The following is an 11,592-nucleotide window of genomic DNA, read 5'->3' on the forward strand; positions in this document are numbered from 1 at the left end:
GTAAACAAAGCCGAAACTATCCAAGAAAGAAACAACCCCCTAGCTGCGGCCCACCCAACGTGAAGACTGCCACTGCAAAGCAAATCGCCCGAGCTAGAGAGTTCTTGTAGAATCGTTACCAGCGTTGGGTGGCACCCCGGCACGCCCGAATCAAGAGCGACTGGCGGGCTGATGCGTGTAATTTATTTGGTAGGCGCTTCCGTTTAAAAGTACGCCTGGGTAATTTTCTGGGAAAAAGTTTCGCTGGGGAATCGTCGGCACGAAATGTCAACATTCCCTGGGTGAAAGTGAACGCGTGCGTGTATCATTGGCCTCTGGCCAGTGCGAATCAGGTACTCGCCGGCCGACGAGGTGAGGTATTGTACTGAGTGACTCAGGGAGACGATTTCATCTTGCAGGGACTCATCGAACAGAAGTTCCGAGGTGTATCGTCTGAAGATGGAAGCCGCATCGCACTGGCCAGAGGCACACGGCGATTGGGATGTCGTGTGAAAACCGTAGCGAACGGATGCCAACTTAGTCAGCAAAGTTGGTACTGTTGACAAGCTGAAATGATAAGAACATCCGCAACTGGACTAACGGACCGATGAGCACTTATTCGATTGCGTTGAGACTGCGCCGCGTTACTTGCGAGGATGCCTACATTGCCGTGCCGGTGACAGAAGCAATCCTCCGGCCGAATCCCGACGGCAGCATGGGGATTGACTCGGAAGCACTCATGGCCGAAGCACTGCGCATTGGAGAAGACAGCCGTGTGGAGTGGCAGGTAGAGACCATCAGCACCGAGCCCCATCCCATCCAGCAGGCCGCCCCCGCGGACCGCGATTCGTTTGACGCTCATTATGATGATTAGTGACGAAACACCTCTCACCCATGATGCATCGATGAGCGACGGAACTGCCTCCACTGCTGAGCCTACTGACGCGACACCCAAGCCGACGGCGCAGCCTTGGGTTACTCGGCTGGCAGTTGTCGCGTGCATTGGCATTTTCCTGGGGATTACCGCCCAGAACGATTTTGAATCGTGGGAGTCGCTCGCCAAGTTCGGTTACTTGCCGGCCGATTCGATATGGGATGGTGGCTACTGGGCGTTGGTGACGTCGGCCTTTGTGCATCTTGCGCTGTGGCACGTCGCGTTCAACGTCTATTGGCTCAGGGTACTTGGCAGCCGCCTGGAAGAGAAGATTGGTTCGCTCAAGTTTCTCGCGTTCTTTGTCGTTGCCGCGATGGTCAGTTCCTCGGTTCAGCTGGCCTTTTCGGGTGACACCGGCATCGGGGCGTCTGGCGTTGTCTACGCGATCTTCGGGTTCATGTGGCCGACGCGTTATCGATACCCGCGATTCAACGAAGTTTTGGATGAACGCACCATTCAAATATTTGTCGTCTGGTTGGGCTTCTGCGTTGTGGCGACGCATCTCAAGATTTGGAATGTTGGCAATGCGGCCCATATTTCCGGACTGCTGTTTGGTGGGGCGGTCGCAGGCGCTTTCGTGCTGCCCTACAAGCCACGTCTCATGCTGGCTGGCCTGGTGACGCTGGTCGGCCTCTCGATCGTTCCTCTGTTTTGGTGCCCGTGGAACGTCACGTGGCTGAGCCACCAGGCCTACAGCGCCCATGCGGCCGAACAATACGATGCGGCACTAGAGCGGTACAATCAAATTATTCGCCTCGATCCTGAAAATGCCTGGGCGCACCTCAACCGTAGTTACGTTTACGAGGCGCTAGGCAAATTGGACGAAGCGCAAGCCGATTTAGAACGGGCACGCGAAATCGATCCGTCGATCGAAAAGGCGGAGTAACTCGGTCGAATCACAAGTGATCTCACGGTACCCATGACACAAACCCAGTGGCTGGTTGACTACATCGCGAAGGCGTTTGCCGGTGTGAGCTTAGATGGGGGCATCGATATTCATGCTGCCCAGTCGATGGACGACTACGGCAATCCGGAAGAAGACCAGCTTTCCAAGACGGCCGAACGCATCGATTGGCGACGCGTGAAGATGGCGACACTTCAGCCGCGATTCTGGGGGATCACGTTTCTGGACGCCCAAGGGTTTCGTTTCTATGCCCCGGCCATCATGACCGAATTATTGATTCAGGGAGACGAAACCTACAACTTGTCGGCTTGGTTTCTCTCTGGACTCGCGGTATCGCCGACAGGCGAGATGAAAGAGGTCCCATTCGACGAACTGTTTAATTCGGCTCAGCGAGCGGCTATCATTCGATACTTGAAGCACGTCGTCCATAATGATCCGTCGCTGGGGAAAGAGGCCGCGGAACAGCGACTTCACGAGATTCAGACCCGGACCGGTAAGGGATGATCATGCCGGGTGCCACGCCGAGTCTGCTTGAGCCTGGCACCCTGAAAGTGAAATGACAAATGAGTGAACAGGTCGCGAGGGGCACACTGAAGGCTATCGACATGCGTTGGATCGGTTGCGTAATTCTGTTGGCGATTGCCGGATGCAACGGGCAACCTTTCCTCGGCAAGTCGGCACCGAACAGCTATCGATTTGTGGTTGCCAACGACGAACTTTACGCGGTGCGTCATGGTGGATCGTATGGGACGGAATCAGGCGTGCTAACCACCGCCGACAAGGGGGACACCTGGACCGAGATGGACGCTCCCCATAGGACCATATCGCTAGCCGGGCGTGATAGTCAGCTGGTTGCGTTGACGTCGAAGGCCGAGTTGTTCACGCGCGATGCCAATGGAACGAGTTGGACACGGCTTTGGTCCGATCCGAGTCTGCGCCATACGTACGACCTCAGTTGTGCTCTGAGTGGCGACATCTACCTGGCCACACCTGACGGAATTGTCGAGGTTTCGCGTGATGGATCCACGAGCCGCAAGCACGCTTCGCCCAACGGCGCGATGTGTGTCCGCTCGTTCTTTGCGGACGATCATCACCTTGTTGTTTCCTGCAATCCTTTCCAAGTCGCCGTTTTAGATACCAACACGAAAGAGTTCATCGGCTGGAACGAGGGATTCTTGAAGTTACGTGATGATGGCATGTATGGCCCGGCGAAAGTGAAAATGCATGGCACACGCTTCCTGGCGAGTCGCAGCGATGGAGTCTACGTTGCCGATGGACTGTTGCAACCGTGGCAACTTTTGAACGACGAAATCCGGCACGAAGGTTTGAGCGGGGAGTTTTGCCGCGACCTCGAAACGTTCGACTCCCACGAGAAATGGCTGGTCGCCACGGGCAGTGGCATTCACCTGATGCAGGGCGGAACGAAACAAGAAACGGTCTTCGAAGATGTTGACGACGACCACAACCTGATCCTAGAGGTTACACCGTTCCGATCGCAGTATTTCGTGTCGTTTGCTCGACTCAAGAACGCAATTGGCGTACGATTGGCCGAGGATGCAAGCGAGTGGACGACCTTGCGTCTTAACGCGAAACAATCCGAGACTGAAAGCGAAGCCGCGGATACCAGCCCCTAGGCGAACCAACAATGAACCGCAACTTGCCCAATCGCCCGTTGAACCTGCTGCTCTTTGGGCTGGCCGTACTGCTGATGGGCTGCGGCGTGAAGCCTGCCTCGCCCCCGCCGGCTGCTACAAGCCCTGCCAGTGACGCGACGGTTGCCCAGGTTTGTGCGACCACGGCCGTTATGTTCGACGTGAAACCTGGCCAGGTGAAGCCAGAGACGTCTCTGGCTGACCTCGAGGCGGACCAACTCGATTACGTCGAACTGGTGATGACACTGGAGGAGAAGTTCAATGTCATGATCGACGACGAAGTCATCGAGGACGTGACCGGCACGTCCGACTGGCAGCAGGGTATGAAGAACCTTACCATGGCCAAGCTGGCCAGTGCCATCGAGCAGCAGCAGGCACAGTCTGGCGAAAACGCCAATGCCGAACCATCGAAAAAGTAACATGCAAGTCCCGGCGCAGATCGATGACGCAGATGTTGTTGCGTTTGTGAAGCTTGATCCCACGATTCACCACGACACGGGAGCATGTCGAATGTTCGCCGATGGCGTGCGGCAGACGTACTTTCATGGCTTGGCTATTGCAACCTATGACTTAGATTCCTTCTATCTGTTTTTCTGCGATGCCCAGTGGGAAACGGAAAACGACTTGTTTCACGACTCGGTCGCCGAGGCGATGAAGGACGCGCTGCGTATGTACTGCGTTGCGAAGTCGCATTGGACCTTTCTATTTGAGGACCTGCGTCCCATTGGTAACGCCGCCGCGGAATGATGGATCGGCAGTCTATCGGAAACTGGGGTTAACGTTGCACTTAAGAGCTATCAATTTTCTTCGAAATGGATGACTTTGCGTTCTGGGAAAGATATGCTTCAGGGGTATTGGCCGGCAGTTGTGGAATTGGACAGACCCCATTTTGTAATCAACAGAGGAGCACCTATGAAGTTTTCTCGTTTCGTACGAAGCATTGCGATCGCGTTGATCGCCCTGGCAGGCGGCGTTGCCTCGCTTCAGGCAGCTGACAAACCGAACATCCTGGTGATTTGGGGAGATGACATTGGTATCCCGCAAATCAGTTTGTATTCGCACGGGATGATGGGCTATCAGACGCCCAACATCGACCGCATCGCCAAGGAGGGGTGCTACTTCACCGATGCGTACGGCCAACAAAGCTGCACCGCCGGTCGCGCCAGTTTCATCCTCGGGCAAGAGCCCTTCCGCACCGGCCTGCTGACGATCGGTATGCCAGGAGACCCGCACGGGATCACCGAGTGGATGCCGACTCTGGCCGATGCCCTCAAGACACAAGGGTACGCCACCGGTCAGTTCGGCAAGAATCACCTGGGTGATCGCGACGAGCACCTGCCCACCAACCATGGTTTCGACGAGTTCTTCGGCAACCTGTACCACTTGAATGCGGAAGAAGAACCGGAAGGTTATTTCTATCCCAAAGACCCAGAGTTCAAGAAGAAGTACGGTCCGCGCGGTGTGATCAAATCGAGCGCCGACGGCAAGATCGAAGACACCGGTCCGCTGACCTCCAAGCGTATGGAAACGGTCGACGAAGAATTCCTGGCAGCCGGCAAAGACTTCATCCAGCGGCAGGTGAAAGCCGACAAGCCGTTCTTCATGTGGTTCAACTCGACGCGTATGCACGTCTTCACCCACTTGAAGAAGGAATCGTACGGCAAGACAGGCAAAGGGATTCACGCCGACGGCATGGTCGAACATGACGGCCACGTGGGTCAACTGCTCGATCTGCTGGACGAACTGAAGATTGCCGACAACACGATCGTCGTCTACAGCACCGATAACGGGGCCGAACTGGCCTTGTGGCCTGATGGCGCGATGACGCCGTTTCATGGCGAAAAGGGAACAACCTGGGAAGGTGGCTTCCGCGTGCCAATGATGATCCGTTGGCCGGGCAAAATTAAGGCCGGTACGATTAACAACGAGATCATCTCGAATATCGACTGGTTCCCAACCTTGTGTGCCGCCGCCGGCGTGACCGACATTAAAGAAAAGCTGGCCAAAGGGACCACGCTGAACGACAAAGAGTTCAAGGTCCATCTCGACGGGTACAACTTCCTGCCGAACCTGACCGGTGAAGCGGAGAAAGGACCGCGCGAACAGTTGTTCTACTTCGACCAAGGGGGGAACCTGAACGCGATCCGCTGGCAAGACTGGAAGGTCAGCTTTGCCGTGAGTTCCGAAGGGAACATCGCCACGGCAACTCGCGAAACGCCTGCTTGGGCTGGCATTACCAACCTGCGAATGGATCCTTACGAGCGCGCCGCGCATGATGGTGGTGCCTATTTGACCTGGTATGCCCAGCAGATGTGGATCCTGGTTCCTATCCAGCAGCAGATCAAGAATTTCTTCTCAGACTTCAACGACTACCCTTACCAGACAGGCTCTTCTTTGAACGCCGGCAATATCAACTATGGCTTGCTTCAGCAGCAAGACGCGTTGCAGCGGCTGAAGAATCTGGAAAGCATGCGGACCAGATAAGAAGCCTGCAAGCTTTTGCCTTGGAAGCTGATGAACAACGAAGATCGTGCCTGGTACCTGGGCACGATCTTTTTTTGTGCTGGCAGATCTGCAGACCAAGTAACCCTTGGAACTTCCCAGAAGGGTTGTTAACAATGGGTATGCATCGAGGGCTCGGCGCGATTGATCCTGACGTCAGAGTTCCCTCCTCGCCCCTATCATTCCCTTGGTTATTGCGTGGCAGCGATGGTTTGTGAACACTTGGTAGAACTTGAACGAGCCCTTCTCGCCGCGGAGGTACCCATTACGTATCGTGGGCAAGCGTGGTCGCAGAACTGCCGCGAGTGGGTCTACTTCGATTGCTGGCTCGATCCCACCGCGATTCGTGCTGAGTTTGCCTTGTCCCCATGCGTTGAGGAGCACGCACACTTGGGCACGCACGATGGGAAAGAGGCGGGATTTGTCTGCACGCTATGTCATGATGGTATCATGGGAGTGCACCAAACCGACAAGGCAGGCAGAAGGATCTTTCCCTAGGATGTCCTATCCCAAGCGGTTGTCGCTGAACGAATTCCTTACGTGATGAATCGAAAGGTGTCATGGGATTCAAGCTGCCAGACATTCATGAGATAAGCATTGACGTTGCTGGCCGGCGTTTCGACGGTTCCTGGTACATCATCCTTCACGACATGGTGGTGAACTACAACGGCCATGCGGCCAGCACACCGCAGCGTGCCTCCGATGCCGAGGAGGTCGCTCTGAGTATGCTTCGCGATTTGGTGGCGAAGCACTACATGCCGCTGGAATCGATACCGCCCGACATTCCGCCTGCGATTCGTATTGCCGCGCATCAGTACGTTAACTCGAATGATGATGAATCAGTAACCGCTGATTTCGTGGCCTCCTTTGGCCCGTCGGTCGCCTCGTCCGCCGTGCATCGGCAGCTATCCTGGCTCTGCGTCAACGCCCTTTCGATGATCGTCCCTGCGTGGCAACACATGTGTGACAGCAATGTGGCGGAAGAGACTTTCCATGCCCTTCGCAAGTGGCTGCAAGCCCCGCGGCATGAGGTCGATTGGCAAACCGCGACGTCCCCGGCCGTTGCGCTACGAGATGGCGTGCGGGTCGGCGACTGTGACGCGTGCCGGCTGGAACCGATCGCCGACGCCGTTGCCAGTGCTGCCCGCTATTTACAATCGGCCGATTCGGCCGACGCATCGGCATGCCTGCTCTCGGTCAGCTATGCGTACGATGAAGGGTGCCATACGCGTGACGCGCCAGACCGATTCGAGAAGTGGCTTGTATTTGATGTCCTGCAGACTTCGCTTGAATGCTTGCCTGTTCACGAAGTGATGTAATCATGGAGCGCATCGAGCAACCTAAATCGCTCGGCCAAGGAGGCACACACAATGTCCGATCCGCAAGTGACAAGTGGCTGTTACCAGTTGGAAGTGATGATCGCCGCGCCACCACAGCGAGTTTGGCAGGCGATCGCCGCCGAGTCTTCTGCCTGGTGGCCGATCGATTTCGTCACCTCCGAGCGGACGCAGCGATTTGTGATCGAGCCCACGCTGGGAGGTCGCGTCTTCGAAGATTTCGGCGGGGGCGATGGCCTGGTGTGGTACACGGTCATCGGCGTGGAAGCCGGCCGCGAGTTGATCCTGGCCGGTCATTTGCTGCCGCCCTTCGGTGGACCAGCGACAACGGCCCTGCGAATCACGCTTTCAGCACACCAGCAAGGGACACTGGTGAAGATACGCGATGACCGGTTTGGGGTGCTGGAAGGAGACTCGCCGGTGGAAGGGTGGCGGATTGTCTTCGATGGTGGTTTGCGATGTTATCTGGAAGCGAGCGAAGCTAATCGCTAAAACGCTGCGCATCACAAGTGTGCGACTTTCTTCGTCCCAATAGGACAACATGGGTACTGCGTGAAAAGAGGATGCCCCCTTTTCAGGATTCTCGTTTCTAATTGCTTGCCGACGAAGAAATCAAATTGAGTCTTCGTTCCCTTTTATTCCCCAGCGAACTCGCGCCACCACAAATGGGATCCAGATGACAAGACCGATAATCAGGGTCACCTTTCGGTTCTCGTCTGCAACGGTGCCAACGTCATTACCACTGGAATTGAATGACATGGGCGGAAGCATACGATAATGCAGCAAATTACTAACGGCGGGGGTCGCCAGTTGATCAAGTAAAATAATCGCCGCTGCTACCACCATAAAGGCTATGCCATAGGAAATCATGAACGACCGTGGCGACACGGCAAGAATCAGAATTAAGGCAATGCCACAAGCCGCACACATTACGACAAATCCGGCTTCGGAATCACTCACGACGCATGCCAACGTTATCGCAATGCAGGCGATATACACGCACAATTCCCTGATGGATAGCTGGAAATTATTCATCGGTACCACCTAAGGAAATTCGTTCCACCTGCTCATACCTACCGCTTGTTATGCGAGCCATCGCACCCTGGCGGCTTGTTGGTCAATCCGCAGACGCAGTCGTTCATCCCTTTGCCGTCTAAGATTCGGGGGGCGAACTTTTCGATGCGGGCCGTGCGGGTCTTCGCTTGTTTCGCTTCGGCGAAGTGCATCACGTAAGCACGTTGGCGTCCTGGCGTGAGGGATTCAAATGCTCGTTTAAGTTTCGGGTCTTCCTTGAGCTTGGCGGTTAGCTCCGCTGGGAATTCGTCGGGGCCTTTCTTCGCTTCGATTTGCTGGCCGGAGCGTTCGACCTCGATGGCCTGCTCGATAAGGAATTTCAGTTGAGACTTTAGCCCTGTGACTTGTTTGGCGTCGGTAAAGCGGACGACACGGAAGGTTCGGCTGTTCTCGCCGGGGGCGGTCAGCAGGTTCTCTGGGTCTTTCAGTAAGGGGCCTTTAAAGAAGCTCAGTACGCAGTCCTTTTTGAACGCCGCGATCATCACGACGTTCTTGCCGTCGAGCGTGTAGCAGGGAGCCCGCCACTTCCACTGTTCACTTAGCTTCGTCGAGAGGACGAGCTTACGCAATTGCGACAGGACATCTTGCCACGGGGAATGTTGCTGAATGTAGTCGTCGACGTTGGGGTTCATATGTTTACCTTGGAAATCAATTCTTATCGCTAAGAATGCCACCTACTGGGAACCTACGCTATCACGGTGGTAGTTACCACGCCAGAGACAGGCCATGCCGCCAGTTTGGCAAATCTGGGGAAAAACCAGACAACGAACTCCTTTTTACCTCGATAACGTGAGTGGGCAGAGAAACATCCATCATGCAAAGGATCGAGGCATATGTCAGTCAAGTTGAAGGAGCCACTCATCCAACCGGTGTGGCCTCCGAAGGGATACGCAAAGAAGGTGATGGTCACCGAGTCGGACGACTGGTGGATACTGGCCGCGATGCACGGGTTTAGCGATCCGTGGGACATCATCGTCTTCAACTTTGGGACACGCAATCCGGACGAGGTGAACTGGTGCCTGTATCACGTACTGGGTTGTCGTAAGAAGTCGAAGGATGGCAAGAATTACGACTTCGGCAAGCCTTGCACGGGCACCCAGTACATTTACATTCCACCGGCCGGCTGGACACCACCCACGACCGCCGATGAAGATGCCTGGGAACGCTGCCGGGCGACGATCAATTCCTCGTCGGTAAAGAGCCTGAACCTGTCGCTGTTCGCCTATCGGCTTTCGATCAGTGGCCCCGATTTCAGCAAGATCGGTTACCTGCTTAATACGAAACGAATCACGGCACGCCTCGATCCGACACACCCGCACGCGGCCGAGTATGTTCCCGAAGACGATGAGATTATTCTCAAATCCCTGCCGAGCGATCAACTCGACCGGAGTTTTATCGTTCACGAAGCGGTGCATGCCAGCTTCGACTACCGATACAGCCAAGGCGTTCGCACCTATCAACTGGACGAAGAATGCTTCGCTTACGTCGTGCAGATGCTCTACCTCCAGAAGTTTTACGGCACGAGTTGGCCGGTAGCCTTGAATGGCAACTACGATGCGAAAGACACCTGGATAGCTGCCTGGGACGTAGCCAATGCGGTTCGTGGTCCGGGGAATGTGCCCGTGGCATTGACCGATAATTTGATGAAAGTTTACAAGAAGTCGAAGGCTGGTAAGGGGGTGGCTACGCTTGACCGACCTGGCCATAACGGGATTCGCTAGCGATCGCTGTTCAATTGGCGATGTCTGTTAAACTCTGCACGCCCAAGCAGACTTGGGCGTGGCACCTGGGGGGGATTTTTGTTGTAACCAATCGCACGTTTCGGCATCTGACTGGGGACTCACGTGATGTTAGCCCCCAGAAAGATGCATGAATCAGCAAGACCCCTCGAAGTTCTTCGATCAGGAAAAAGCGGCCGGGTACGACCAGCGGTGGGCCGGCATGGCACCGATCAACGATGCGCAGCACCTGCTATTGAAGGCCGTTCTTTCGCCACTGGGGCCAATCGCGCGCGTGTTATGCGTGGGCGCTGGCACCGGAGCGGAACTGTTAGCACTAGCGGCCGCGTTCCCCGAGTGGACGTTTACGGTGGTCGAACCAGCACCAGGCATGATGGCCGTGTGCCGTCAGCGGGCCGAAGCCGCCGGCATCACGTCGCGCTGCACGTTCCATGAAGGATATCTCGATAGCCTTCAGCCAAGCCAGCCGTTCGACGCCGCGACCAGCATTCTCGTTTCGCACTTCCTGGTCGATCGCGAAAAGCGAAAGCGCTACTTCGCAGAAATCGCCCAGCGGCTTCGTCCCGGCGGGCTGCTGGTCAACGCCGACCTGGCCGCCAACATGCAGAGCCCCGAGTACGAGCGACTCGTACAGCACTGGGTTTCGCTGCATAGCCTGGTGGGCCTCGAAACGAAGACCGATCACCTGGGCCGCGAGGTCGCGCTGCTTTCGAATAAAGAGATGCAACAGCTACTGATCGATAGCGGACTGACCCGCCCTACCCTGTACTTTCAGACGCTGCTGATCCGCACGTGGGTCTCTGAGGTCGCGGCGTAACGAGCACCACAAAGGAATCATCCACAATGAGCGAAGACGTTCAAGAGTTTTGGAACTCGCGTTTTGGACGCGAAGAGTATATCTACGGAACGACGCCGAACACGTTCTTAGCGTCGTCGATCCATCACTTCCCACCGCAGACGAAAGTACTGTGCCTGGCCGAAGGAGAAGGACGCAACGCGCTGCTGCTCTGCCAGCAAGGGTACCAAGTGCACGCGGTCGATCTTTCTACCGAAGGGAAAGCGAAAGCCGAGCGACTGGCGGCGCAGCACCAAGTTTCGCTGACGTACGAAATTAGCGACCTGAACGATTACGACTACGGCGAGAACCGCTGGGATGCGATCGTTTCGATCTTCGCCCACATCGATTCTGCCTCACGGGCGAATATCTATCCGAAAGCGATCGCCTCGCTGAAAGAGGGTGGCATCTTCCTGCTCGAGTCGTACCATCCGCGGCAGCTGGAATATGGAACCGGTGGGCCGAAGGATGTCGATATGCTGGTCACGCTAGAAAATCTGCGTGCGCAGCTTGGCAGCCTGCAGGTGTTGCACGAAGCAGAACTGGAACGGGATGTTACCGAGGGGACCTTTCATACTGGCAGTGCGTTTGTGACGCAGTTGATTGTGCGAAAGGGGGAATAAGGTAACCTGGTAT

General features: G+C 55.8%; 14 protein-coding genes. 12 read left to right on the top strand and 2 right to left on the bottom strand.

The features are described 5' to 3' along the window. The first annotated feature begins 586 nt into the window (after nt 1-586). The 9 genes from C5Y96_RS23750 to C5Y96_RS23795 all read left to right on the top strand — a co-directional run bounded on the left by C5Y96_RS23750 (nt 587) and on the right by C5Y96_RS23795 (nt 7,800). Nucleotides 587-853 (top strand): hypothetical protein, encoded by a 267-nt coding sequence (locus C5Y96_RS23750; protein WP_105358649.1) that lies wholly within the window; start codon nt 587-589, stop codon nt 851-853. A 31-nt stretch (nt 854-884) separates the two neighbouring features. Further along, nucleotides 885-1,799, top strand: a complete 915-nt coding sequence (locus C5Y96_RS23755; RefSeq protein WP_158261394.1) for a rhomboid family protein — start codon at nt 885-887, stop codon at nt 1,797-1,799. Between the two features lie 33 nt (nt 1,800-1,832). After that, nucleotides 1,833-2,321: a DUF6714 family protein gene (locus C5Y96_RS23760; RefSeq protein ID WP_105358654.1), complete on the top strand. Its 489-nt coding sequence runs from the start codon at nt 1,833-1,835 to the stop codon at nt 2,319-2,321. A 101-nt stretch (nt 2,322-2,422) separates the two neighbouring features. Next, on the top strand, nt 2,423-3,451 hold the full coding sequence (locus C5Y96_RS23765) for a hypothetical protein (RefSeq protein WP_146115788.1): 1,029 nt from the start codon (nt 2,423-2,425) through the stop codon (nt 3,449-3,451). Between the two features lie 11 nt (nt 3,452-3,462). Then, nucleotides 3,463-3,888, top strand: a complete 426-nt coding sequence (locus C5Y96_RS23770) for an acyl carrier protein (RefSeq protein ID WP_199188785.1) — start codon at nt 3,463-3,465, stop codon at nt 3,886-3,888. Between the two features lies 1 nt (nt 3,889). After that, the gene (locus tag C5Y96_RS23775) at nt 3,890-4,216 is read left to right on the top strand and encodes a hypothetical protein (RefSeq protein WP_105358658.1); all 327 of its coding nucleotides are present in this window, start codon (nt 3,890-3,892) and stop codon (nt 4,214-4,216) included. A 165-nt stretch (nt 4,217-4,381) separates the two neighbouring features. After that, complete coding sequence (locus C5Y96_RS23780; protein WP_199188786.1) at nt 4,382-5,953, top strand: arylsulfatase; 1,572 nt, start codon at nt 4,382-4,384, stop codon at nt 5,951-5,953. A gap of 578 nt (nt 5,954-6,531) precedes the next feature. Beyond that, a complete protein-coding gene (locus tag C5Y96_RS23790; RefSeq protein ID WP_105358665.1) occupies nt 6,532-7,290 on the top strand; it encodes a hypothetical protein in 759 nt (252 codons plus the stop codon). Nucleotides 7,291-7,341: 51 nt separating this feature from the next. Further along, nucleotides 7,342-7,800 (top strand): SRPBCC domain-containing protein, encoded by a 459-nt coding sequence (locus tag C5Y96_RS23795; RefSeq protein ID WP_105358668.1) that lies wholly within the window; start codon nt 7,342-7,344, stop codon nt 7,798-7,800. Nucleotides 7,801-7,920: 120 nt separating this feature from the next. Here the strand turns inward: C5Y96_RS23795 and C5Y96_RS23800 are convergent, their stop codons facing one another. Together C5Y96_RS23800 and C5Y96_RS23805 are read right to left on the bottom strand one after the other, a co-directional pair. Further along, on the bottom strand, nt 7,921-8,343 hold the full coding sequence (locus C5Y96_RS23800; RefSeq protein ID WP_105358670.1) for a hypothetical protein: 423 nt from the start codon (nt 8,341-8,343) through the stop codon (nt 7,921-7,923). A 38-nt stretch (nt 8,344-8,381) separates the two neighbouring features. After that, the gene (locus C5Y96_RS23805) at nt 8,382-9,014 is read right to left on the bottom strand and encodes a YdeI/OmpD-associated family protein (RefSeq protein WP_105358673.1); all 633 of its coding nucleotides are present in this window, start codon (nt 9,012-9,014) and stop codon (nt 8,382-8,384) included. 201 nt (nt 9,015-9,215) lie between these two features. Between C5Y96_RS23805 and C5Y96_RS23810 the strand changes: the two genes are divergently transcribed. From C5Y96_RS23810 to C5Y96_RS23820, 3 genes are all read left to right on the top strand, one after another. After that, nucleotides 9,216-10,103, top strand: a complete 888-nt coding sequence (locus C5Y96_RS23810; protein ID WP_105358675.1) for a hypothetical protein — start codon at nt 9,216-9,218, stop codon at nt 10,101-10,103. A 148-nt stretch (nt 10,104-10,251) separates the two neighbouring features. Beyond that, nucleotides 10,252-10,938, top strand: a complete 687-nt coding sequence (locus C5Y96_RS23815) for a class I SAM-dependent methyltransferase (protein WP_105358677.1) — start codon at nt 10,252-10,254, stop codon at nt 10,936-10,938. A 26-nt stretch (nt 10,939-10,964) separates the two neighbouring features. Beyond that, nucleotides 10,965-11,579, top strand: coding sequence for an SAM-dependent methyltransferase (locus tag C5Y96_RS23820; protein ID WP_105358678.1), 615 nt, complete (start codon nt 10,965-10,967; stop codon nt 11,577-11,579). The last annotated feature ends 13 nt before the right edge of the window (nt 11,580-11,592 follow it).

It is taken from the genome of Blastopirellula marina, assembly GCF_002967715.1.
Lineage (GTDB): Bacteria > Planctomycetota > Planctomycetia > Pirellulales > Pirellulaceae > Bremerella > Bremerella marina_B.

Coding starts and splice junctions, on each gene's coding strand:
- C5Y96_RS23780 (WP_199188786.1), top strand. CDS start 4,382: ATGAAGTTTTCTCGTTTCGTACGAAGCATTGCGATCGCGTTGATCGCC.
- C5Y96_RS23750 (WP_105358649.1), top strand. CDS start 587: ATGAGCACTTATTCGATTGCGTTGAGACTGCGCCGCGTTACTTGCGAG.
- C5Y96_RS23800 (WP_105358670.1), bottom strand. CDS start 8,343: ATGAATAATTTCCAGCTATCCATCAGGGAATTGTGCGTGTATATCGCC.
- C5Y96_RS23755 (WP_158261394.1), top strand. CDS start 885: ATGAGCGACGGAACTGCCTCCACTGCTGAGCCTACTGACGCGACACCC.
- C5Y96_RS23790 (WP_105358665.1), top strand. CDS start 6,532: ATGGGATTCAAGCTGCCAGACATTCATGAGATAAGCATTGACGTTGCT.
- C5Y96_RS23770 (WP_199188785.1), top strand. CDS start 3,463: ATGAACCGCAACTTGCCCAATCGCCCGTTGAACCTGCTGCTCTTTGGG.
- C5Y96_RS23810 (WP_105358675.1), top strand. CDS start 9,216: ATGTCAGTCAAGTTGAAGGAGCCACTCATCCAACCGGTGTGGCCTCCG.
- C5Y96_RS23775 (WP_105358658.1), top strand. CDS start 3,890: ATGCAAGTCCCGGCGCAGATCGATGACGCAGATGTTGTTGCGTTTGTG.
- C5Y96_RS23760 (WP_105358654.1), top strand. CDS start 1,833: ATGACACAAACCCAGTGGCTGGTTGACTACATCGCGAAGGCGTTTGCC.
- C5Y96_RS23820 (WP_105358678.1), top strand. CDS start 10,965: ATGAGCGAAGACGTTCAAGAGTTTTGGAACTCGCGTTTTGGACGCGAA.
- C5Y96_RS23765 (WP_146115788.1), top strand. CDS start 2,423: ATGCGTTGGATCGGTTGCGTAATTCTGTTGGCGATTGCCGGATGCAAC.
- C5Y96_RS23805 (WP_105358673.1), bottom strand. CDS start 9,014: ATGAACCCCAACGTCGACGACTACATTCAGCAACATTCCCCGTGGCAA.
- C5Y96_RS23815 (WP_105358677.1), top strand. CDS start 10,252: ATGAATCAGCAAGACCCCTCGAAGTTCTTCGATCAGGAAAAAGCGGCC.
- C5Y96_RS23795 (WP_105358668.1), top strand. CDS start 7,342: ATGTCCGATCCGCAAGTGACAAGTGGCTGTTACCAGTTGGAAGTGATG.